Source organism: Bythopirellula superficialaquae (genome assembly GCF_059632245.1).
This window is the reverse complement of record NZ_CP197426.1, coordinates 3,110,853-3,134,348: the sequence shown is the minus strand read 5'-3', so window position 1 is coordinate 3,134,348 and position 23,496 is coordinate 3,110,853. Positions and strand designations below refer to the sequence as shown.

Here is a 23,496-nt window from a genome sequence, read left to right as displayed (position 1 = left end):
GATAGATGCCGGATCAAGGCTTGGCTAATGGGCCGAGACGGCCTGTCCCTTAAGCAAGGTGCCGTAACCCACCACCACGGTCGAGAAAATCAGCAGAGCAATACTGGCCGTGATCAGCAGTTTGGCCTTCCTGCTCGTGCCGTGCCATTCCTTGAGGATCACTCCCCAGAGCGTACTAAAGATAATGATGCTTGCCATATGCAAAGTCCAGCTCGCGAAGCCAAACTTGCCCATCTGGGTTTCGCCCATCGTGTAGAAGAAAAACTGCATGTACCACGTTGTGCCCGCCAAGGCAGAGAAGAAGTAGTTGTTGGCGAGCGGAACGCTGCGATCGCCGTTGGCGCTAAGGTCCGCCGCGTGTTTCGCCATCTCTTCACCCGGGGCGTCGGTCGCGGTTTCGACAATCGTTTCGTCGCTGCTACCGTGCGTGGGGGCGCGAAGCTCGCTCGCCAGATATTCATAGCCCGAGCGGTTCTTGAGATTCAACATTGCACACCACAGGAAATTGGTGGTGAAACCACCCAAGAGCACTACAACCAATTTCGGCAGACCCACCCACAGTTCGGTCGTTCCAGCCGCGGCCGTTGTCTTCGCAATGGGATCGGCAGCAGTGAGAGCAAACGCAAAGCAAGCGCTCATGATGCCGGAGAACGTCGCGACGGCGATCCCCTTACTGAAATTGAACTCTTTGATCGACTCCTTCTTTTTCTCCTCGGGCATTTCGCGTTCTTTGGTCAATCCCGCGAGCGCGCCGACGGCAATCCCGACCAAACAAATTCCCACGCCAAGCAACGTGATTTTGCCGGGCCACGTTGCGGCAATTTCGCCGAGCGTGGGAGTATCAATCGGCAGAGTGGGATACAAACTCTTGGCAATCGGCGGGACGAGCGTGCCGAAGGCCGCGCAGTATCCCAGAGCCACGCCCATACCAAGCGACAAGCCGAGATAGCGCATCGTGAGTCCAAAGGTGAGTCCCCCCATGCCCCACATCGCACCAAAGAGGTATGTCCAACCAAGGGTGCTCCAAGATTGGGCGCGCAACACTCCGATCGTGTCCTCAGTCATAATGAAAGAGAACAACCACGGCGCGATAATCCACGAAGCCACCCCGCCGACAAGCCAGTACGTTTCCCAAGACCAGTTGCGCACGCGGCGATAAGGTACGTAAAACGAACCCGAGGCGAAACCGCCGATCCAATGAAACAACACGCCGAGCAGCGGATTCATGAGGAGCCCTACAAATCAAGAGAATCGAAAACGGAAAAGCGCGAATCAAGCTTTGATACACAATAACCGTTTCGCCGTCGCTGGCAATTGGTTTCATGTCGCCAGGCAGCGAGAGAAGTTTCCGTTAAACGCAAACGAGAGGCTTTATCGTTCAGCGCGAGCCATGCTAAATTGACAACAGAGCAAACACTTTCCCATTGCCCAATCGGATCGCGATTATGTCTACCGAGTTTGTGAAGCCCAGTTGGATCCGCAGCGAGATCGTTCACAAGATATTAGCCATGTTCGAAAAGAGCATGCCGATCTACGAGCAAATGATCGCCGTCGCGCGCGACATCAACAATAAGGCCGGCGAGAGCGAAGCCAAGCGGCTGGGCAAAATCATGCATGCCGCGATTCGCTGTGCTTCGGACGAAGAACTCCGCACGATCAGCGATCTATTTGCCTTAATGGGCGATTATCCGGTCAACTATTACGACCTTCGCGAAAAAGTGTCAGTGGAAAGCACGGCCTACCGTCCGATCACGGTGGAAGAAATCGAGCAAAACGGCTTTCGCATTTTCTGTTCGCGGTTGTCGCTGGATTGTATCCCGGCCGAACATCGCCCCTATGTGGAATCGATCATCGCTAGGAGAAATATCTTTAGCGATGAACTCTTGGCATTGATCAAAACAGGCAAAGAGCAGGGGGGCCTGAATCAAGAACAAGCCGACCGGTTCGTTGCCTCTTGTGTGAAGTTATTCACTCGCCCGGAAGAAGCTCTTATCAGCCGTGCTGAGTACAAGAAGCTTAACGAGATCAACAAAGTCGCTTGCCAGGTGCTGGTAAGCAACTCGCTGGCGTTCAATCATCTCACGCCCTCAGTAGCGTCCGTCCCCGCGGCACATGAAGAAATGCTCGAGCGGGGCATCAAAACAATTCCCGTTTGGCAGGGACCCGTGGGAAAAGATTTCATCCTGCGGCAAACTTCCTGCTTAGCACCGCCCGTGACGCTGAAATTCCCCAACGGCGATGGCACCTTCGAGGAAGCCCAGTACCAGGAAACGTTTGTCGAGTTCGAGGAACGCTTGCAGGCGCTCACTCCCCAGGGCCGCGAAATGTTTGAGGCGCTCTTCGATCAAGGCAAACACAATCTCAAGCTCAAAGAAAGCGATCCCGGCTATGCCGAGCATTATTACGAAGTGATGCGTGAAGCACTCGCGAGTTTCCCCAGCGATATGCAAGAGCTTTGGGATCAGGACCTCGCTTACTTCCGGTTTGAAATCGTAGCGGCGCTCCCAGCCCAGCTGCCAAGGAGTGATAGCGACACCTTGATTGATGATCTGCTCGCCACAGGCACGATTCGCCTTGTGCCCCAGCAGTACGAAGATTTCTTCGGCCCTGCCGCCACGAATATCTTCAACTCCAATATCGGCCTGGAAGATGTCAGCAACGTCGGCGTCGCGAAACCCGATTCGCAGAAGACCTTCGAAGTCGCTTTGGGCCGGGAAGTGGTCAACATGTACGACTACTACAGCGAGATCCAAGAAACCTCCATGACCCAAGTTTGCAAGCAACTCGGGATTTAATCCGCGATCCGTTTCTGTATAGCCGGACCGTCACACGGTCCGGGTCCTCCCGGTTATACGTTTTCGCCTGCGCTTTCTGCGCAACTTTTTCACGCAACGGCGCAACTCGTCTGTTCCCGTGTTTAGCACTTCTGCTATTCTGAAAATTGGCGGCAACGAGCATTGGTTTCTTTCATTCGTCGGTTTTATTTAGGTTTGGAGTTGGTGTATGCACCGCGTGTTGTTGTTGGGGGCCGGAAAAATCGGCCGTATGATTGCTCACTTCTTGGTTGATTCCGGCGACTACCAAGTCATTGTTGCCGATGCGGATGCCACCGCGCTCATGCGAATCGCCGAAGCGGTCGCGGTCGACACCAAGGTGGTCGATGCTTCCGACGTGAAGCAACTGGCCGCGGCGATGAAAGATTGCAACTCGGTGATCTCGGCGCTGAGCTTTGCTTACAACCCGTTGGTCGCGCAAGCCGCACTTGAGACGGGGGCCAGCTATTTTGATCTCACCGAAGACGTAGCCACCACCCGCGCCGTGTACGCGATTTCGGGCAAGGCGGGGAAGAATCAAATTTTTATGCCGCAATGCGGTTTGGCTCCCGGTTTTATTTCGATCGTGGCCAATCATCTGACCAAAGGTTTCGACAAGATCGATTCCGTGAACATGCGTGTGGGCGCCTTGCCGCAATTCCCCACTGGTGCACTCAAATACAACCTCACTTGGTCGACCGACGGTTTGATCAACGAATACTGCAATCCGTGTGAAGCGATTCACGAGTCGCAGCGAATCGATGTGTTGCCCTTGGAAGGATTGGAGCATTTTTCGCTCGACGGGGTCAAATACGAAGCGTTCAACACAAGCGGTGGCTTGGGGACGCTCTGCGAATCGCTCGACGGCAAGGTGCGAATGCTCAATTACAAAACGATTCGCTACATGGGCCATCAAGAGCACATGCTGCTGTTGATAAATGAACTTCGCTTGAGCGAGCGCCGCGATTTGCTCAAAGATATTCTCGAACACGCCGTGCCGATCACGTTCCAAGACGTCGTCGTGACATTCTGCACGGTCACCGGCATGCGTAAGGGGCAACTCGTTCAGATCACCGACGCTCGCAAGATTTACCACGAAAAGATCGACGGCGAAAATTGGAGCGCCATCCAAATTACCACCGCAGCAGGCATTTGCACCGTGCTCGATATGCACATGCAAGGGCAGCTGCCGAGTTCCGGTTTTGTGCGGCAGGAAGAAGTGGACTTCGAAAAATTCCTGGCCAATCGCTTCGGCAAGCACTACGATTCCAAAATCTCAACCCGCTTCAGCGCAAACTGAGATATACCACTCATAGCCCCAGGCGCAAGCCACGGGGGCCACAAGAAAAGCAATCGATATGAACAGTCGACTACAACACGCTCTAAAAATCTTCACCATGGGCGAAAACTTGGAAGCTCTGGCAATCGGTGGCCAGTGGCAAGGAGGGCAGGGGGAGCAACTCACCGTGAAATCGCCCATCAATGGCGAGCAGCTCGCGCAGTTCCCCATGGCCACGGCTGAGCAAACCAACGCGGCGATCACGGCCGCGAATGCCGCGTTTCGGACTTGGCGGACAACTCCGGCTCCCGTGCGTGGCGAGTTTGTGCGTCAGTTCGGCGCGAAGCTACGCCAATACAAAGCGCCGCTCGCGGAGATCGTGAGCTGGGAAGCGGGCAAGATCACGCAAGAAGCCCTCGGCGAAGTGCAAGAGATGATCGACATCTGCGACTTCGCCGTCGGTTTGAGTCGCCAGCTTTACGGTAAAACGATCGCCAGCGAACGGCCCGGCCATCGGCTTGCCGAGCAATGGCTGCCGCTGGGGGCGATTGGCGTGATCTCGGCGTTCAATTTTCCCGTCGCCGTCTGGGCCTGGAATGCGGCCCTGGCTTGGGTCTGTGGCGATCCCGTCGTGTGGAAGCCATCCGAAAAAACTCCGCTCACGGCGATTGCTTGCCAACAAATCGTCGCGGAAACTTTGCGAGATAATCCTAGCATCGATCCCGCGATTTCCTGCTTGGTCGTCGGTGCCGCCGACGTGGGGCAGGCACTTGCCGCTTCACCCCTGTTGCCGCTGATCTCGGCGACCGGTTCTACCCGCATGGGCCGAGCCGTCGCGCAAACGGTCGCCGCGCGGTTGGGTCGTTCGCTGCTGGAACTTGGTGGCAACAATGGAATGATTGTCGCCCCCAGTGCCGATCTCGATTTGGCGATTCGTTCAATCACCTTCGCCGCGGTGGGAACCTGCGGCCAACGCTGCACAACGTTGCGGCGATTGATCGTCCACGAATCGATTGCCGACGAGTTGCTAAAACGGCTTCTGACAGTTTACGAAAAGTTGCCGATTGGCGATCCCACGGCAGAAGGGACGTTAATCGGCCCGCTCGTCGACGAGCAAGCCGGCAAGATGATGGACGACGCCCTCGCCGCCGCGAAACAGCAAGGTGGTAAAGTCCATGGCGGTGGCCGAGTCACAAAGGGCGTGCCATCGGGTGTCTATGTTCGCCCAGCCATCGTCGAAATCTCCGCTGATGCCGCGATCGTTCAACAAGAAACTTTTGCCCCGATTTTGTACGTCATGAAGTACAAGAATCTGGAAGAAGCGATCGGCATTCATAACTGCGTACCCCAAGGTTTGGCATCGGCGATTCTCACGAGCGACGTTCGTGAAGCGGAATTGTTCTGCTCGCCAGCCGGTTCGGATTGCGGCATCGTCAACGTGAACATCGGCACGAGCGGTGCGGAGATCGGCGGCGCGTTCGGCGGCGAAAAAGAAACCGGCGGCGGCCGCGAATCGGGCAGCGATTCGTGGAAGGCCTACATGCGACGAGCCACCAACACAATCAACTACTCCAAAGATTTGCCTCTCGCCCAAGGCATCAAATTCGATGTGTAGCAGTTAGCCGGCATCGTCCCGATGCCGTATAAGCCCAAAACACGGCAGTGGTACATTGCCGACTAACTTGGTTACAATACCCTCGCAATCTTTTCTATTCCACGAGGGAGACACCACATGCAGCGCCGCGATTTTTTGGCTGCGACCACCGTGCTGGGAGCCAGCGCCATGTTGACCACCAGCAGCACCCAGGCCCAAACGGGTTCGATCCGAGAGTTCAAGCTGAAATATGCTCCGCATTTTGGCATGTTCGAGAACCTGGCTGGCAAGGATTTGCTCGATCAACTTCGCTATGCCAGCGAGCAAGGCTTCATGGCCTGGGAAGACAACGGCATGGCTGGTCGATCGGTTGAAGAACAGGAAAAGATCGCCGAGACGATGGGCCACTTGGGAATGACAATGGGGGTATTCGTCGCCCATGCGATTCCTTGGGGCGAGCCGGAACTCACCAGCGGCAGCGAGGAAGGCCGCGAAAAATTCCTGGCCGGGATCCGCAGCGCCGTCGAAGTCGCCAAACGCGTCAATGCCAAGTGGATGACCGTCGTCCCGGGGCACGTCGACAATCGCCAGCACATCGACTATCAAACCGCCAACGTCATCGAGAGCTTACGCCGTGCGGCGGAGATTCTCGAACCGCACGATTTGGTGATGGTGCTCGAACCGTTGAATTGGTGGGCTAATCACGCTGGACAGTTTCTACAATTCACCCCGCAAGCCCATCTGATTTGCAAGGCCGTGAACAGCCCGTCGTGCAAAATTCTATTCGATATTTACCACCAACAGATTTCCGAGGGGAATATCATCCCCAACATCGATAAGGCCTGGGATGAGATTGCCTATTTTCAAGTGGGCGACAATCCCGGCCGTAACGAGCCGGGCACGGGTGAGATCAACTATCGCAACGTCTTCAAGCATATCCACGGCAAAGGCTTTGCAGGCATTGTCGGCATGGAGCACGGCAACTCCAAGCCAGGAGCCGAAGGGGACCAAGCTGTCATTGATGCCTATGTCGCAGCGGATGAGTTTTAGTCAGATCCCCGCCAATTTCGCCGTCGCTGCGTAATCACAAATCGCCGTCGTCGCCCCCAATCCGGTAACGCAATACGCGCCGCAGGCCGCCCCCAGTTTGCCGGCGTCTTCGATATTAAGACCACGAAGTAGACCGGCGAGCAGTCCGCCGAAGAAGCAATCTCCTGCGCCGGTCGTGTCGACCACCGGCCCCGGCGGAGTAATCGCGGGAATTTTGATCAATTCACTATTAACTGGACTTAGCAGGGCCCCGTCGGTTCCCAATTTTACGCCCAAGAGTCCCGTCGCTCCCGCCGCACGATACGCAGCGATGATTTTTTCAGGCTCGCTTTCCCCCGTTTGATGCACGGCTTCCTTGTAGCTGGGAACGTAATAATCCAAATGCGGCAGGCAGGGCGCGAGCGAATCGAGCGTGCCGCCACTCCCTGCCGCGTCGAGGGCCGTTTGGCAACCCACGCTGCGAATCGCGGCGAGCACCTCCGGCAAATCGTCTTGCAAATTTGGCAGCAGCGAGAAATAGCCCAACAACATGACTCGACTTTTGGCAAAGAAATCAAGCTGCGCGAGAAACGAATCCTTGTTCAGCAGTTTCGGTGCGCCGACGGCATGCAGAAAACTTCGCTCGCCGCTCGGATCGATCAGCACCGCGGTCGTACTGCTCGGGGCCGATTCATGCGTCATCAAATGCGACGTATCAATACCTTCGCTCTCATAGCGGCCGCGAATGATCTTGGCCCACTCGTCGTTGCCGACATAGGTGAAGGCCGCCGTTCGCATTCCCAGCCGCGCGGCCGTGGTGCCGGTGTTGGAAACAATGCCACCCGTGGTGATGACCAGTGGTTCGGTGCGGACAAGCTGCCCACCGCCAATCGGGACATCAAGCGCCACGGGCCGTACCAATACGTCGACCACGCATGAGCCGCAGACGATGAGATCAAAAGCTTTTTCCACGAGAAGGTCCACAATAGAGAACGCAGATTACCACGGATGCGACGGATCTACCGCAGACTAGCTAAAAATATTTATCCGCGTAAATCCGTCTAATCAGCGTTCATCCGCGTTCCATTTCTTTATCGCTGCCGCGTGTTTTCTTCCAACAAGCCATACCGGCGGATTTTGCGGTCCAAAGTCGACCGTTCAACGCCGAGAATTGTTGCCGTGCGGCTTTTGTTCCAACCTGTGGCTTTAAGCGTTTGTAGAATATGAATTCGCTCGACGTCGGCGAGCGACATTGGTTCGTACTCCCGCAGGAACGCGGCGGGGTCATGCCCCATTTCGGTATCGCCCGCCGTTTTGAGCGTTGAGAGAGCAAAGTCGCTGTGGTCGACATAATCACCACGCGCGAGCACTACGGCCCGTTCGATGACGTTCTTCATCTCGCGGACATTGCCCGGCCAGCGGTAACGCAGCAATTCTTCCATCGCCCGCGGCGTGTAACCTTTGAGTTTACGGCCCGTCTCTTCGCTGAACTTTCGTAGAAAGAACTCAGCCAACTCGGGGATGTCTTCGGGACGTTTACGTAACCCGGGGACCATGATTTCCAACACATGCAGCCGGAAATAAAGATCGCGGCGAAACTTTCCTTCGGCGACGTCTTTTTCCAGGTCACGATTCGTGGCGGCGATCACGCGGACGTCGACTTTGATTTGCTGGCTGCCCCCCACGCGCTCGAAAGGATGGCCTTCTAGCACTCGCAAGAACTTGGCTTGAATCGACGGGCTCATCTCGCCAATTTCGTCCAACATCAGCGTCCCTTTGTCGGCCTGCTCGAACTTGCCAATCTTGCGTTCCGTGGCACCTGTGAACGAACCTTTTTCGTGACCGAAGAGCTCGCTTTCCAAAAGTGTTTCCGAGAGTGCCGCGCAATTGAGGCAGATGAAAGGGCTTTTGGCCCGCGGGCTGGAGTAATGCACCGCCCGCGCGACAAGTTCTTTACCCACGCCGCTTTCACCGCGTATCAGCACCGTCGCGCGGCTCGGCGCGGCACGAGCGATTTGTAGCGTCACTTGGTGCATAACGTCGCTTGAGCCGACGATTTCGCTTTGCACCCCCAACTGCTCGCGGAGTTGCACGTTCTCCGATCGCATTTGGTTGAGATTCTCGGCCAGCTCTTGCCGCTTGTTGAGATTCTCGAGCGCGACCCCCACCGTGTCGGCCACAGCCAGGGTGTATTCCAAATCATCGGGGTCGGTGTAGTGATCCGTGTCGGTCGTGTACAAATGAATCAAGCCATAAATGCTGCCCGCCATGCGGATGGGTGCGCAGATCACGCTCGTGGCGAGAATCTCGCCCCGGCTATCGCGATTGCCGAGGTTGCTGTCGTCCATCACATTGCGCGCCATCACGGCCTGGCCGTCACGCAGCACGGTCGAAGTCAAAAATGGCGAGACGCGATGATAGGAATGGCTGCTGTCGCTGCGTGATGCAACGACGTCGAGTTCATCGGCTTTACGCTTGCCACTCGTATCATGCGATCGCAGCAAGATCGCACCGGCATCGACGCCAGTCCCTTCGAACAATCCGGTGAGTGCGCCGTTGGCGAGCGAAACCACGTCGGTTGCTTTGGCAAGTTCAAACGCTAAGCGGCAGAGCTTCGCCGCCGCCCGTCCCACTTTCGGAAAGATCTCGTCGCTTTCGTCGATAGAAGGTTCATCGAGGAACTTACTTTGATCTTTGCGGTGCGTGATCGTCGTCGGCTCGTAGGCCTCGAAGATGCTATCGGCATCGTCGCCATGTCCGGCGGTGATCTCGTCGGCGTCGGCGACCGATTTGGAGGATTTCAGCAGTGCGCCCGTTTCTGGAAACGCCTGTGTCAGATCATGAACAAACGCCAGATGCGAATTGCCAATTTGAACGATATCGCCCGGCTGGAGCTCGTGATCGCGGGTCACCTTCTCGCCGCTCACGAGCGTGCCGTTGCGGCTTTCCAGGTCGCGCAAGATCCATCGGCCCTGCGTGAAAAAGATCTCAGCGTGATTGCGGCTGCAGCGTTCATCCTTGACCACGACCGTGTTGGTCGGGGCACGCCCCATGGTTGCCGACTCGCCCGGAACAAGCCGGATTACGTCGGCCCATTTGGAGCCCTCGCGGATGATCAAATACGCATTCATGCTTGGCCCATAGTTTTAAGAGACGCTCAGACCTTTATTGTATCCGATCCGCCTAGGATCGTCCGCCAGCAATGTTGGTGGTGGCCGGTCCCAAGCGTTCACCCACGGCCGCAGAATTGGCACAAAGCGACCTTGGCGGGGGCGCGATGACCCGCGATTGCCGTTTCCCGTGATATTTTGGCCCTGCGCCGGCTCTCCCGTTCTCTGCCAAGCTGGGAAGAACGGGCAAAAAGTGTTGAATATCAATAGTTTAGCGACTAGTCTGGAAGGTATTGGCGGCATGTTTCCGACCGAGCCCGCGGGGCTACCGCTCGGATTGTTTTGTCGTCATCGTGTCCAGACACATGACCACCGAGCTGCATTGCAATCGGTCTTGAGGAGTTTTCACAGAGATGAACAGAGCAATTTCCTTCTCGCGTCGTTTTCTTGTCGCCTTTGCGATGTGCGCGGCACTCACGTTCACCACGGCACGTACACACGCTCAGATCGTTCAACAGGCGGTCGGTGGTGTGTCGGTCAATGCCGATGGTGTGGTTGATGCACCCACGGTCGAAGACGAAGCCGCTCTCGCCGCTGTGCGTGAGACGGCCCTCGATGCGGTTCCAGAAAACTTGCAAGCTTGGTCCGATCTGCGGGCCGTGTCGCTCAAGCAACTCGAAGCGGAAATTGCCAAGCACTTGGCTGAAGGCAAAGAATTGCCCGAAGCGATTCGTTATCTCGCCGGTTTGCAGCGGGTGGAATATGTCTTTGTTTATCCCGAAAAGAACGACGTTGTGATCGCCGGTCCCGCTGAAGGTTGGCGGATGGATCAATTGGGCAACGTCGTCGGTGCCACGACGGGCCGCCCCGTATTGTTGCTTGAAGATTTGATCGTGGCCCTGCGTTCACGCGACACGGTTCAACTTGAAGCGATTTCCTGCTCCATCGATCCTACGCCCGAAGGCATGCAACGTTTGAACGAAGTGTTCAGCACGTTCCGCGAAATGGGAAATCCTGATGAAACCTTGCCTGCCATGGAACAAGCTCTTGGTCCCCAAGTGGTGACCGTGAGTGGTGTGCCCCGCACGAGCCACTTTGCTCGCACGTTGGTGGCGGCGGACTTTCGCATGAAGCGGCTGGCCATGGGATTTGAGCAATCCCCCGTCGGCAACATGCCGAGCTTCATGGACATGCTGGCCACAAGCCGCGGTAGCCAGAGTGCCACCCCGCGTTGGTGGCTCGCCCCCAAGTACGAACCGCTGGCCCGTGATGGTGGAGGTTTGGCCTGGCAAATTCGTGGCCAAGGGGTGCAGTGCATGACCGAAGAAGACCATTTCAACGCCGAAGGCAAGAAAGAAGCGTCCAGCAAGGGAAGTGCAACCGCCACGAAGTGGGCGAATACTCTGACCGAACGTTTCACGGAATTGGCTGACCACGATTCGTCGTTTGGCCAGTTGCGAAACGCGATGGATCTGGCCGTCGTGGCTGCATTGCTCGATAAAGAAGGCTTGATGGCCAAGGCGAATCTCGAATTGCCCAAGCTAACCCACGACGTGGCCTTGTCCGAGTACAATGCCCCGCAGCAAGTGGCCTCGAAGGCCAATTTCGTGCGTCGCCGTCGCGACTTCGTCATCAGCACCTCTGGGGGCGTGCAAATTGTCCCGTGGGCTTTGACCGATCAAGTCGAAGAGATTGCCTCTGTCGGCGAAGTCCGTAAAAGTTTACCCGAACCAGGGGCCGAGTGGGTTTGGGAGTGATGCTCGAAGCCTTTCTGGCATAGAATGTTTTCCCGAGGGAGGCTTGCCGACTGAGGGATCTGGGTTACCCCCGTGTACGTCCTCTGATACGTGTGACGAGTGAACCCAGATTCCTCTGGTCGTAGAACTCCCATCGGAATGACAACTCAAGTCAGAAGGCACTTCTTAACTCACCATGCCCTGGTCGCCCCAATATCTGTTCGTTTCCTGTCAATGCGGGGCTGAGTCTGCGCTCAAAGCGGAGCTCGCCAAAAGCCACCCCGATCTGCGGCCCTCATTTTCGCGCCCAGGATTTGTCACCTTCAAGTTCGACGCGGCGTGTGAGAATCCTGATGGCTTCCAGTTGCGCAGCACCTTCGCGCGGACGTGGGGCTTCTCGCTCGGAAAAGTCATCGGCACGAAAATCGCAGAACTGGCCACCGCGGTTTGGCACCTGCCCGGCGTGACCGAGGCGCTCGCGGAGAAAAAACTAAGCGATTTGCATGTCTGGCAGCGTGACCGCACGACTCCGGGGGGCGACGGCTTTGAGCCCGGCCCCACGCCTTTGGCAGCCGAAGTCGATGCTGCACTGCGAGCCAGCTCACCGAATGAATCGCTCAAGACTCATTCCTATGCCTCCCAGGGAGCAAGCCAGCCCAACACTTGGGTTCTGGATGTCGTCCTTGTCGAGCCCAGGGAATGGTGGATTGGAGTGCATCAAACCAGCCGCCGTGCCGCCTGTTGGGTGGGGGGAGTGCCGAAGATCACGCCGCCCGAGGAAATGGTCAGCCGGGCGTATCTCAAGATGGCCGAGGCCCTGGAATGGGCCGCCTTGCCGCTCGCACGGGGCGAAGTCTGTGCCGAGCTCGGGTGCTCGCCCGGGGGTGCCGCACAAGCGCTGCTTGAGCGCGGGTTGTTTGTGATCGGCATCGATCCGGCGGAAGTCGATGACTTGGTGGCCGCGCATCCGAATTTTCTACATGTCCGTCGCCGAAGCACCGAAGTCCCCAAAAAGGACTTCAACCGTGTGCGGTGGCTCGCCGCCGATATGAATGTCCCGCCGTCTTACACGCTCGATGCCGTGGAAGACATTGTTCGCAACAAGACCGACACGATCCGCGGCATGGTCCTTACCCTCAAGCTCGCCGAGTGGTCGCTGGCCGAGAATGTCCGCGAGTTCGTCGACCGCGTGCGCAGCTGGGGCTATCGCGACGTGCGGGTGCGGCAATTGGCCTTCAATCGCCAAGAGATTTGTCTGGTGGCACTACGCAGCAGAGCCCAACGCCGCATCAAACGGGGCAGTATCCAGCGCCGCTATCGCACCGACTCTGGCCACCCCGGCGTGCCGGATAAGGGACATCTGAACTTATAGTAGAGCTATCGCAGTGCTAGCCGCAGGCGGCAGCCAGCGTTTCAGGCCGTGGAATTCCGTCCTCGGCTACAGCCGATGCGCAAGATTTAGAGATTTTCCTCATCTGCCAGCACAAGCCACGGTATCCCCACCCAGCTAGCACCTGAATCAAGCTTGACGCCCGGCCACGGGCAAAGTACGAATTGCACCGCGAAATCGGCGAACCGGTCGTCCTTTCGTCCCGTGGTCCCCCGCCCACCCAGGTCTCGCGTGTTGCGTTTTTGTCGGCAATTGCTGTTAGGAATCATCGGTTGGTTGGTTTGCACCAATCTCCTTTGCGCTCAACGTGTGCAATTTCCGTCGGTGGTTCCGCCCACGACCGCGCCTCCTTTTCAATCGGCACCGGTCACCCCCGCTCCCGCGATCACGCCGACGTTCGATCCCTACACCAACCCGACGTTGGGAACGCCCCCCGCGGATATTCCGTACAACGTAACTCCGAACTTTCCGACAGGAATTCAGCCGACGACAGCCCAGCCCATCCTGCCGCAAGCCGCGCCACCGGTGACCCCCGGCGTGACCGAGCAGAGTGGCTCGCTCTATCCCAACGGTTTACCGTCACAGAGTTCCTCGAGCACTTACCAATACGGCAACCCCGACGGAAGCGTGGCCAAGCTCCAACGTTTGATGCAGCAGATCAGTTGGGAACAAACCTGGCTGTATGACAACGGCTCGCCCGATGCTCTAGGGATCAATCGCACCGAACTCGATGTGACGTTCGGCCTGCCGATATTTTCCAATCCCGACACGCCACTTTTGATCACCCCGGGTTTTGCGTTCAACTGGTTGTCGGGACCTCGGTTACCTGGTTACGATTTGCCACCTCGCGTGTACGACGCCTATCTCGACACGGCTTGGCATCCCCAATTCAGTCAGTTTTTCTCAGCCGATCTCGGGCTGCGTACCGGCGTTTATAGCGACTTTGAAGAAGTGAACAGCGATTCGTTTCGCATCATGGGTCGCGGGCTTGGCGTGATGTCGCTGACGCCGCAAATGGACTTCCTGCTCGGTGCCTGGTACTTGGATCGCAACGACATCAAGATTTTGCCTGCCGGTGGTGTGCATTGGCGTCCGGGCGGATTGTGGGACTTTTATGCCGTATTTCCCAACCCCAAGATTCGCCGCCGTTGGGCCACGATGGGAACCGCTCAGTTCTGGATGTATTTCTCCGGCGAATACGGTGCCTCGGGTGGCCGCTGGACCGTCGACCGCGATGGTGTCCCCGACGATATCGACATCAACGACATCCGCGCGATCTGGGGCGTCGAATGGGAAACACAAACGCAAGCCCGCGGGCACTTTGAAGTAGGCTATGTCTTCGACCGCCAAATCTATTACGCGGAATCGGGAATGGGCACGCTCGACGTTGATGACACGATTATGCTTCGCGCCGGCATCGAATTTTAGGTCACCATGCATAACACCCCTTCATGGCGTTGGATAGGGTTCTGCTGGGCCGCGGGCTGGTCGTTCTTTTGTGCCGACTGCAGTGTCAATTCCTACGCTCAAACCAAAGCGGTTTATGGTGGAACCGCCATCGCCGAGCGAGTTCCCTATCAACCAGAAGCCCTACACAATCATTGGACCACAGAAACCGATCAAGTCGAACTCGAGTCAGTCGTTCCCGATCCTGAAATCATAAAAGTTGCCGACGTGTCAGTCGACATGATGCCGACGGGCGAAGACGGCATCACGGAACAAGCAGAACCGTCATTGCCTCCCGGGGTACGCAAGGGAATCTTTCAAAAGCTGCTCGTGAACTATACGCTCGTGCCGCAACCCAATTCGGCTGATCTCGGTTGGAACGACGTTGAAACCGCTGTAGTGCTGGGTTTTCCATTTTTTCAGATCGATACACCACTACTCATCACGCCCCGTTTCGGGGTTCATTTCATCGAGGGAGCGGAGAATTTTGATTTGCCAAACCAGGTCTACGACGCCTCGGTCGACTTTCGCCACATGCGCAAGTTTGGCACCGGGCCCTGGGGAATGGACGTGGCCGTGACGCTCGGCAGTTTCAGCGATTGGGAGGCCGACAACTCCGATGCGTTTCAAGTCATGGGCCGTGCGATGGCCGTTTATGTCGCCGAGTCAGGACATAAGTGGCTCCTCGGGGCAGCCTACGTGAACATTGGCGAGACAACCGTCCTACCGATCGTGGGTATGATCAACGATACGAATCCCGACATCACTTATGAATTCGTTTTCCCCAGGCCAAGGGTATCTTGGAAGCTGCCCTGGGGTGATCCCCAAACAGGCGTCACACGCTGGGTTTTTCTCGGCGGTGAATTTGCCGGTGGCAGATGGTCGATCGAGCACCCATCCACGGGTGAACACGACATATTGGCGGCCAGTGACATAAGGTTATTGGCTGGCTTCGAAAGAAAAAGCCTTGGGGGACTCAACTGGAGGACCGACGTCGGCTTTGTGTTTAACCGTAAGCTCGATTTCGAAAACGCGCCTAATGTCGACTTAGACGACACCCTGTTGTGGAGAATTGGCTGCTCCTATTGATTCAACGCTGAAAAAAACGCCTTTGCCCAGCAATCAATGCAAATTGCTGTTCTTTCTTGCACGCTCCTGCATAAAATAAACCAGGTACGCGGCGAGTCCCAGTTGGACAGGGAAATCTTATGCATAGTCGATTGAAGCCGTGCATGGCCGTTTGGGTCATGTTGGCATCTGTGATATCACCGGCATGGGGGGCAGATAGCGCCCCGTCACTTTCCGGCAATCGAGCCAGCTCGACCCCCGCTCAGAAAATTTCGCCCGAATGCCGTAAGACAATCGATCGCGGCATGACGTGGCTGCTCTCGGCAATGCGCAACGACGGCTCGGTGGGAACCGACATCGGCCATCCGCCCGATTTGGGCTGCACGGCGATGCTGGGCTTGGCGTTGCTTTCGGAAGGAAATTGCCCCACCGGCGGCGTCCACCAGCAGGAATTGATGCGCGTGCTCGATGCCGTGCTCAACATGCTGGACCGTTTTCCGAACAATCAAATTCCCGCGCGCGAGCAAACTCTCGTGCAGCGCAAGATTGGCGCGAATGCCGACATCTTTCTGGCAGCCTTGTTTTTGAGCCAGGTGCGCGGCGAAGCCGCCGCGGCGGAGGATGACGTCACTCGCGCGCTCGAGAAATGTGTCTGGATCATTTGCCAAACCCAAGGCAAGCAAGGCACCTGGGGCAACGAAAGTTGGGCCCCCGTGTTGGGCACCGTTCTTGGCTGGGAAAGCTTGCGAGTTTCGAGTTCCACCGGCCTCAAGGTCAACGCCTCCGCGAAATCGGCGGGCGACGCGCTGCTCAAACAGCTTCGCGAAAACAACGGCAAAGATGAAGGCAGCTGGATGCACAGTCTTTACAAAGATGCGTCCAGCATTCGCGTGTTGTATTCGCTCAACTATCGCGGCGATCCCGTGTTTCAAGATTGCGTGAAACGCATTTTACGGATCGCGGGCGAAGATTCCCGCCCCTTCGAACAAGCCGGTGGTGAAGAATATCTGGCCTTCTTCTTTGTGACCGAATGCTTGCTCAACGAGCGCGACGGGGATTGGCAAACATGGTATCCGACCGTTCAAAAGCGGATCATCAAAATGCAGAACAACGACGGCAGCTGGACCGGCCACCACTGCATCACGGCCCGCACATTTTGCACCGCCGCGGCGCTACTGACACTTCAAGCGCCCAATCTTTATTTGCCGAGTTCGAATCTGTAAGAGCCACCAAATTGAGCCACCAGGCTTGTCGCGGCGGTCCACTATCTATTGAAAGTTGGCCCGCTGGCTCACAAATTACTTCCCACGCCCCATCGCCCGTTTCACCGCGGCTCCCATGTCGGCGGGGCTTTGTGCGATTTCGATCCCTGCGTCTTCCAAGGCGGCGAGTTTTTCTTCGGCCGTTCCTTTGCCGCCGGAGATGATTGCACCCGCGTGTCCCATTCGCTTGCCGGGAGGAGCCGTGCGGCCAGCGATGAACGCGGCCATCGGCTTGGTGACGTGCTCCTTGGCGAACGCCGCGGCCTCTTCTTCGGCGCTACCGCCGATTTCGCCCATCATGATGATGGCTTCGGTGTCGTCATCGGCCTGATAGAGTTTCAACAGATCGATGAACGATGTCCCCACGATCGGGTCGCCGCCCAGGCCCACGCACGTTGATTGGCCCAGGCCCAGCGACGACAATTGCCACACCGCTTCGTAGGTGAGCGTGCCGCTGCGGCTCATCACGCCGACGGGGCCCTTCTTGTGAATGTAGCCCGGCATGATGCCGATCTTGCATTCCTCGGGTGTGATCACGCCGGGGCAGTTCGGACCGATCAGCCGCACGTCGTCGCGATCTTTGATGCGGCTGTAAACGCGCACCATATCCAATACGGGTACCCCTTCGGTGATCGCGCAGATGACTTTGATCCCCGCGTCGACCGCTTCGAGAATCGCGTCAGCCGTAAACGCCGGCGGCACGAAGATCATCGAGGCATCCGCGCCGGTCTGCTCGACGGCTTCGATCACGGTGTCGAACACCGGCAGGCCTTCGACCGTTTCGCCACCCTTGCCGGGCGTAACGCCGCCGACCATCTTGGTGCCGTAATCTTTGCAGCCCTTGGTGTGAAATTCGCCAACCTTGCCGGTGATGCCTTGGCAAATCACGCGGGTGTTTTTATTGATTAAAATGCTCATCAGTATTTGCAATTCTTTATGTAACCATTTAAGTCACAAAGGATACGAAGAACATTCTTGGTGTTCTTCGTGCCTTTGTGGTAAAGATTTTATTTACCAGCTTTTGCAGCCGCTACGACCTTATTTGCTGCGTCGGTCAAATCCGTTGCCGAGATGATATCCACGCCGCTGCCGGCGAGAATCTTGCGGCCTTCTTCGACTTCGGTCCCTTCCAATCGCACCACTAGCGGCACGTTGAAGGGGACTTGCTTGTAGGCTTCCAGCACCGCGTTGGCGATCGTCGTGCACCGCATGATGCCGCCGAAAATATTGACCAGCACCGCCTTCACGTTTTTGTCGGAAAGCAAAATGCGGAACGCCTCGGTGACCGCTTCCACTTGGGCGCCACCGCCGACGTCGAGGAAGTTCGCTGGTTGTCCGCCGTGCAGTTTGATCAGGTCCATGGTGCTCATCGCGAGCCCTGCCCCATTCACCAAGCAGCCGATGTTGCCTTCGAGCTGCACATAGCTGAGTCCCGCCTTGCCGGCACGAACTTCGTTGGGATCTTCCTCGGCGATGTCGCGGAGTTCGATCAGATCCTTGTGACGGAACATCGCGTTGTCGTCGAAGGTGACTTTCGCATCGAGCGCGATCAAATCCCCGGCACCGGTCACCACCAGCGGATTGATTTCGACGAGGCTGCAATCGAGCGACACGAACAGTTTGCACATCGCTCGCATGAAGGATTGAGCACTGCGAACGCTCGCCCCCTTGATCCCCAGCCGATAGCAGAGCTTGTTGACTTGATAGGGCTGTAAGCCGGCGTCGGGGCAAAAGTGTTCCTTGAAAATTTTCTCGGGCGTTTCGGCGGCGACGTCTTCAATGTTCATGCCCCCTTCGCTGGAGACCATCAACACCGGCAAGCCCGCCGCACGGTCGATCACGATACCCATGTACAACTCGCGGGCGATATCGCAACCGGCTTCGACGAGCACTTGGTTGACTTGCTTCCCCTCGGGGCCGGTTTGGATCGTGACCAGCTCCTTGCCCAGAATGTTGTCGGCGACCTTCGCGGCCTCGTCGGCGGACTTCACCAACTGCACGCCGCGCTGGGCGGGGTTGTCTTTGATCGTCCCCTTGCCGCGGCCACCGGCGTGGATCTGAGCCTTCACCACGGCGATCTTGCCGCCCAGTTTATTGAAGGCGTCGGCGGCTTCTTTGCCATTGCGGACGACAATGCTCTCGGGTACGGCGATCTTGGCCTGACGCAGGAGTTCCTTGGCCTGATATTCGTGAATTTTCATGATTTAAGTTGTCAATTAGGCGGGCCCGGGGCAATGAACCCACGACGACCGCAGAGGCAGGTTAGCCGGCATCGCTGCGAAGCCGGAATTAAGCGAAACCGCGAGTATAGCGCGGCCAGGGGAGGGGGGTCAACGGGCGGGAATTCCAGACGAAAATGAATCACTGTATATTTAGGTTAATTAGTGCGGAGTAAGTCAAACTTTTTGAGGATATGAATGATGGATCTCACAGAGGCTCAAAAGAATGTGATGTTGCAAATCGGCGACTCAGAATCTGATTGCGAGGCAATTCCAAAAGAAGTGCTTGAACAACTTATCGAGTTAAATTTGGTTTGGCGAACTGACAATCGCATGGATTTTACTGACGCTGGTGAGGCCTTGTTTGATGAACTCATCTCACAGTAATGAATTTAAAGAGACCATTTTTGTGCTGAAGCGATGACCAAGCGAATAGCCAAACGAATCTACCGCGAATTCACTTCTGCTGAGTTGACACGCTGGAAACAAGCCATTGCCGAAACGGTGGCAGAGAAAGAGCGGATTCTGATATTAGGCCGCGAGATAAAGACTCGCCTATCGCGCAGAGATACCAGCCAATAGCCGGGCCGCAACGCGGGCCGGGGGAAACGCAGTTCGTAGGACAGGCTCCGCCTGACTCCTAAATTTGTCTTATCAGGCGGAGCCTGACCTATTGCACTTTTCGGCCAAGGCGGGGAGCTAAAGGAATCTTCGTGCGTGTCCGATTCCAATAGCCGCAGGCGTAGCCAGCGGGAATTCGATGGTTACGTATTTCCGATAGATGCTGGCTAGGACAAAAATTCAAGGCCACGATTTTTGGGGTCAAAGCTGGCAGGGAACAATGTCTTCGACGAATATTTCGCGTTGTTGAAATCTGCTCCAGATAAATCGGCCCCTCTGAAAATCAGCCCCTGCCAAATTCGCTCCATCGAAAACGGCAACTCCTCCGACGTTGTCATGAGCGATGTTCGCTTGACGAAAATTCGCATTCAGGAGACAGGTGCTTGAAAAATCACTTCCCTGCAAATCTGCTTCTGTGAAGTCTGCGCCTTCTAAATTGGCGTTAAAAAAGTTGCACCAATACAAGTCTGCATGACGAAAGCTCGTCTTTGACAAGTCGGAATTAGCAAAGTATGCCCCTTCAAGTATCAGATCGTCAAATACGGCCTCTATTAATACCTGATCGCTCAAGTCAGCACTGATCCCCTTATTTAATGTTTTAAGTAGATCACCGTTTCGATTCTTGATAAGTACCGACATCACAAAGACTCGCTAATTCGTAGGTCAGGCTCTGCCTGACTCCTAAATTTGACTTGTCAGGCGGAGCCTGACCTACCCTCACGCCGCTTTCTTCGCTTCCTTCTTCTCCGTTTCCCGAATCTCGCCACCCGCATCGTTGCGCTTGAATCCTTCCCACTGATCAACATCGGCGCGCGCGGCCTTGATCATCGACATGCCCGATCATCGAAGCTGAGCCCCAAAATTCACCGCGGCTTTGTGGCACGCTCTCATCGCATGGGCCAGCTTGTCAGGGTGAACCTGCCGAGCAGCACCAATCGCTTCGCTCACGGTGTTTCCCAAGAAGTAGTCGCCAGAGTCTGGTTCGATGGTCACAAACGCATAGGCATGCTGAGATTCAAGCTGCGAACGCAAACGCGAATCGTAAATCTGTTCGGCTCGCTCGACGAAGTCGTTGAGTTCTTGAGTCGTCACGGCTTTTTTCTCTGAAGGGCTACTGATGATTTATACAATTGTACAACTAGTCCTTGTAAAGAGCCAAACCTCTCAAATAACAAGTTTATAATGCCAATAGGCGGGGCCGCTAAGCGGGCCGGGAGCATTCTAAAAGCCCACGCAAACCCCCGGAGGGGCGTTGCCCTCCGGCTAGGATTAAAACGCTAGAACAAAACTCCGCGCGGCCAAAAACTGCTGTGGCTTCACCGATTCTGATTCGCGATAATATCCTGGCCGTCACTTTTGCCGCAAAAGCTTGAGCACGCGACGTTTCAACTTAAGCCATTCAACGAGAATATGATCATGATCCTTGCCGATGTCACCAACCAAGCCGCTCATACAGTGACAACTTCCGGCATTAGCCTCGGCGCGGCGATTGCCGTCGTCTGCTCGTGGCAACGCAATCGCTCGATCATTTGGGCGATTGTGGCCGGCGTCTTGTCGTGGTTCTACGTGATTTACTTTGCACTCACACGGCGACCTGAAGAGACGATCTAAAGTGTCGCTTCTCGTCTAGATAGCTGTTAGGATCTTCACTTACTTGGCAGACGTGTGAATCCAACCATCCCGCTAGCTTCAACGGGTAAATTTTCTTCCAGACTGGTTCTGTCATTGGCGAGCCTCTCTCAGGATGACGCTCAATTCCACTCTCTAGGGTAATAAACCCCTGGCCAAAAATCGTAGCTGAAATGGCCGCGCACCTGTGGTAGAGTGTGTTTGCTCCGCAGTCGTGTTTGCATAGTTCTCGTGCGTTTATCCCACTGCTGATAATCGCATCGTTGCAAAAAACAATATTTCGTTTCGCGAATAGACCCTGCCAAGTTGGAAGAGTTGATCAAGTTGACAAACTTGGCCGCTCGTTTTTTGAAAATTAAATTGAGCCACAAAAACTTTTTCATAAAAATTTCGATGTCTGCCATGCCGCATCACGAGTTCAGATTAAGGTACTGCACCTCATAGATTTGAATGGACAAATCGAAATGCTGACATAGGAGGTCTATCTGGCCGGTGTGGCATGGTTTTTGTATATTACGGTCCTCGTCTTTAGCACCAAAACTTGTGAGGAGAACAACACATGGCCGTACCCGCCGCGAAAATTAAGGAAATCTGTACCGCCGAGGAAGCCAAGCTGGTGCGTGCCAGCCGGAAGCCGGAGTTGGAAAAGCTCTCCGCCGCCGAGTTGAAGAAGCATGCGGCGGTGGCTCGCAAGTTGCACGACAAGTGGCTTGCTCTTGGTCGCGAACAATCGCGGGCGAAGAGCAAGAAAGTGGGTTTCGGCGAATCCCGAGCCAATACGAAGCTCAAGACCGAAGCCTTCGGCGATGCGCTCAAGGCGTTCGAGGATCAACTCGCCAAGCAACCAGGGACCGCCGCGCCCAAGAAAAAGGCAGTCACCAAAAAGAAGCGAAACGCCGGTCACCGCGCGGATCGCTTCGACGTGCGTATGGAATTAAGAGAGGTGAAGGAATCGCTCAAAGAACCAGCTCGCAAGGCCGCTAAGAAAAAGGCAGTCAAGAAAGTTGCTGCGAAGAAAAAGGTTGCTCAGAAGAAAGTTGCCGAACCGGTTGCTGCGGAGGAACCGGTCAAGAAGGCCGTGAAAAGAACTCGGCCTAAGACCGCGCCCGTGGGCAATCCCGGTTTGAATTTTGACAAAGGCAAAGCCCGTCAGGCGAAGACCGCCGCGAAACAATCCCGCCTGGATCGGAGCGGCGTCACTTCAAGAATGCGTGGCCATACGATGGTTCGGGGACAACGGGCCCAAGCACGCCGCGACTCGAAGGGTTGATGTTTTTGTAAGGAGTATTTCCTATGCAATTGAATCAGCGGTTTTTAGCGGATGGGGAGTCGCGTTATCAGACTGCTCTGCGAGAAGAAATTCGTGTGGCTGTGGAAGCCGAGTACCCAGAGCGGGTCGAGACTTCCACAATCTGGCAACGAATCAAATTGCATTACGAGATGAAGAGAGAAATACGCCGCCGTTTGAAGCAGGCGATTTCGCCGACCTCGTTGTACGGGAAGCATTCATGAACCTTGATCTGGAGAACTCGACTGCATTGGTGACTGCCTCAACCGGCGGCATCGGCCAGGAGATCGCTGCTTCGCTCGCTCGAGAAGGTGCGACCGTGATCGTTAACGGCCGCAGTCAGGAGAGTGTCGACAAGGCAATGGCGGGTATCAAGTCCGCTGTGCCCAATGCCAAGCTCAAACCGCTCGTGGCCGACAACGGTACCGCGGAAGGTTGTGAGACCACGATCAAGACATACGCCAGCGTCGATATCTTGGTGAACAACCTGGGCATTTACGAGGCGGTTGGCTTTTTTGACGAAACCGATGCCGCTTGGCAGAAGCTGTTTGAAGTGAACATTATGAGCGGTGTGCGGCTGGCACGGCATTACCTCAAGGGGATGCTGGATCGGGGGCAGGGGCGTATCGTATTCATTTCCAGTGAGTCGGGAATGAGCCCCGCGCCGGAGATGGCTCATTACAGTGCCACCAAGACCATGCAACTTGGCATTGCCCGGGCGCTTGCCGAGTTGACCAAAGGCACCCGCGTCACGGTGAATTGCGTTTTGCCGGGGCCAACATGGACGGATGGTGTCGAGAAATTCATCGGCGATGTTTTTCCAGGACTCCCACAAGCCGAAGCCGAGAGGCGGTTCTTCGATGAGAATCGGCCCTCGTCGCTGATCAACCGTTTTATCGAGCCGAAAGAAATCGGCGATATCGTGGCGTTTGTTTGCAGTCCGCGCGCGGCGATTATCAACGGTTCCAACATCCGCGCCGAAGGTGGTTTGGTCCGCACGGCGCTTTAGTGG

Annotated in this window: 20 protein-coding genes; 13 read left to right on the top strand and 7 right to left on the bottom strand. The window is 56.0% G+C overall.

What is annotated here, in order from left to right; translation table 11 throughout:
* Positions 1-24: 24 nt before the first annotated feature.
* Complete coding sequence (rhaT, locus tag SH678x_RS12760; protein WP_496918836.1) at positions 25-1,227, bottom strand: L-rhamnose/proton symporter RhaT; 1,203 nt, start codon at positions 1,225-1,227, stop codon at positions 25-27.
* Between the two features lie 218 nt (positions 1,228-1,445).
* Here rhaT and SH678x_RS12755 point away from each other — a divergent pair, with 218 nt between their 5' ends.
* From SH678x_RS12755 to SH678x_RS12740, 4 genes are all read left to right on the top strand, one after another.
* A complete protein-coding gene (locus tag SH678x_RS12755; protein ID WP_496918835.1) occupies positions 1,446-2,795 on the top strand; it encodes a 2-oxoadipate dioxygenase/decarboxylase family protein in 1,350 nt (449 codons plus the stop codon).
* Positions 2,796-3,003: 208 nt separating this feature from the next.
* Entirely contained in the window at positions 3,004-4,113 is a 1,110-nt protein-coding gene (locus tag SH678x_RS12750; protein WP_496918834.1) for a saccharopine dehydrogenase family protein, read from the top strand.
* 58 nt (positions 4,114-4,171) lie between these two features.
* On the top strand, positions 4,172-5,707 hold the full coding sequence (amaB, locus tag SH678x_RS12745) for an L-piperidine-6-carboxylate dehydrogenase (RefSeq protein ID WP_496918833.1): 1,536 nt from the start codon (positions 4,172-4,174) through the stop codon (positions 5,705-5,707).
* A gap of 117 nt (positions 5,708-5,824) precedes the next feature.
* Complete coding sequence (locus SH678x_RS12740) at positions 5,825-6,736, top strand: hydroxypyruvate isomerase family protein (RefSeq protein ID WP_496918832.1); 912 nt, start codon at positions 5,825-5,827, stop codon at positions 6,734-6,736.
* On the opposite strand, the gene SH678x_RS12735 is transcribed toward SH678x_RS12740, so the two are convergent.
* Both SH678x_RS12735 and SH678x_RS12730 read right to left on the bottom strand, forming a co-directional pair.
* Complete coding sequence (locus SH678x_RS12735) at positions 6,737-7,687, bottom strand: carbohydrate kinase family protein (RefSeq protein ID WP_496918831.1); 951 nt, start codon at positions 7,685-7,687, stop codon at positions 6,737-6,739. It lies immediately after the preceding gene.
* Positions 7,688-7,806: 119 nt separating this feature from the next.
* The gene (locus SH678x_RS12730; protein WP_496918830.1) at positions 7,807-9,846 is read right to left on the bottom strand and encodes a sigma 54-interacting transcriptional regulator; all 2,040 of its coding nucleotides are present in this window, start codon (positions 9,844-9,846) and stop codon (positions 7,807-7,809) included.
* 392 nt (positions 9,847-10,238) lie between these two features.
* Between SH678x_RS12730 and SH678x_RS12725 the strand changes: the two genes are divergently transcribed.
* The 5 genes from SH678x_RS12725 to SH678x_RS12705 all read left to right on the top strand — a co-directional run bounded on the left by SH678x_RS12725 (position 10,239) and on the right by SH678x_RS12705 (position 16,688).
* Complete coding sequence (locus SH678x_RS12725) at positions 10,239-11,582, top strand: DUF1598 domain-containing protein (RefSeq protein ID WP_496918829.1); 1,344 nt, start codon at positions 10,239-10,241, stop codon at positions 11,580-11,582.
* Positions 11,583-11,757: 175 nt separating this feature from the next.
* A complete protein-coding gene (locus tag SH678x_RS12720) occupies positions 11,758-12,933 on the top strand; it encodes an SAM-dependent methyltransferase (protein ID WP_496918828.1) in 1,176 nt (391 codons plus the stop codon).
* Positions 12,934-13,182: 249 nt separating this feature from the next.
* Positions 13,183-14,379 carry a hypothetical protein gene (locus SH678x_RS12715; RefSeq protein ID WP_496918827.1) on the top strand — a complete coding sequence of 399 codons (1,197 nt, stop codon included), beginning with the start codon at positions 13,183-13,185 and terminating at the stop codon, positions 14,377-14,379.
* A 6-nt stretch (positions 14,380-14,385) separates the two neighbouring features.
* Positions 14,386-15,486: a hypothetical protein gene (locus SH678x_RS12710; RefSeq protein ID WP_496918826.1), complete on the top strand. Its 1,101-nt coding sequence runs from the start codon at positions 14,386-14,388 to the stop codon at positions 15,484-15,486.
* A gap of 119 nt (positions 15,487-15,605) precedes the next feature.
* Positions 15,606-16,688, top strand: a complete 1,083-nt coding sequence (locus SH678x_RS12705; RefSeq protein ID WP_496918825.1) for a hypothetical protein — start codon at positions 15,606-15,608, stop codon at positions 16,686-16,688.
* Positions 16,689-16,763: 75 nt separating this feature from the next.
* Here the strand turns inward: SH678x_RS12705 and sucD are convergent, their stop codons facing one another.
* Together sucD and sucC are read right to left on the bottom strand one after the other, a co-directional pair.
* Positions 16,764-17,645: a succinate--CoA ligase subunit alpha gene (gene sucD, locus SH678x_RS12700; RefSeq protein ID WP_496918824.1), complete on the bottom strand. Its 882-nt coding sequence runs from the start codon at positions 17,643-17,645 to the stop codon at positions 16,764-16,766.
* Between the two features lie 89 nt (positions 17,646-17,734).
* Complete coding sequence (gene sucC / locus SH678x_RS12695; RefSeq protein WP_496918823.1) at positions 17,735-18,928, bottom strand: ADP-forming succinate--CoA ligase subunit beta; 1,194 nt, start codon at positions 18,926-18,928, stop codon at positions 17,735-17,737.
* Positions 18,929-19,144: 216 nt separating this feature from the next.
* Between sucC and SH678x_RS12690 the strand changes: the two genes are divergently transcribed.
* On the top strand, positions 19,145-19,333 hold the full coding sequence (locus SH678x_RS12690) for a hypothetical protein (RefSeq protein WP_496918822.1): 189 nt from the start codon (positions 19,145-19,147) through the stop codon (positions 19,331-19,333).
* A 435-nt stretch (positions 19,334-19,768) separates the two neighbouring features.
* Here the strand turns inward: SH678x_RS12690 and SH678x_RS12685 are convergent, their stop codons facing one another.
* Both SH678x_RS12685 and SH678x_RS12680 read right to left on the bottom strand, forming a co-directional pair.
* A complete protein-coding gene (locus tag SH678x_RS12685; RefSeq protein WP_496918821.1) occupies positions 19,769-20,206 on the bottom strand; it encodes a pentapeptide repeat-containing protein in 438 nt (145 codons plus the stop codon).
* A 201-nt stretch (positions 20,207-20,407) separates the two neighbouring features.
* Positions 20,408-20,659 carry a hypothetical protein gene (locus tag SH678x_RS12680; protein WP_496918820.1) on the bottom strand — a complete coding sequence of 84 codons (252 nt, stop codon included), beginning with the start codon at positions 20,657-20,659 and terminating at the stop codon, positions 20,408-20,410.
* A gap of 324 nt (positions 20,660-20,983) precedes the next feature.
* Between SH678x_RS12680 and SH678x_RS12675 the strand changes: the two genes are divergently transcribed.
* From SH678x_RS12675 to SH678x_RS12665, 3 genes are all read left to right on the top strand, one after another.
* Entirely contained in the window at positions 20,984-21,178 is a 195-nt protein-coding gene (locus tag SH678x_RS12675) for a hypothetical protein (RefSeq protein ID WP_496918819.1), read from the top strand.
* Between the two features lie 577 nt (positions 21,179-21,755).
* Positions 21,756-22,466 (top strand): hypothetical protein, encoded by a 711-nt coding sequence (locus SH678x_RS12670; RefSeq protein WP_496918818.1) that lies wholly within the window; start codon positions 21,756-21,758, stop codon positions 22,464-22,466.
* Positions 22,467-22,704: 238 nt separating this feature from the next.
* Positions 22,705-23,493, top strand: coding sequence for an SDR family NAD(P)-dependent oxidoreductase (locus SH678x_RS12665; RefSeq protein ID WP_496918817.1), 789 nt, complete (start codon positions 22,705-22,707; stop codon positions 23,491-23,493).
* The last annotated feature ends 3 nt before the right edge of the window (positions 23,494-23,496 follow it).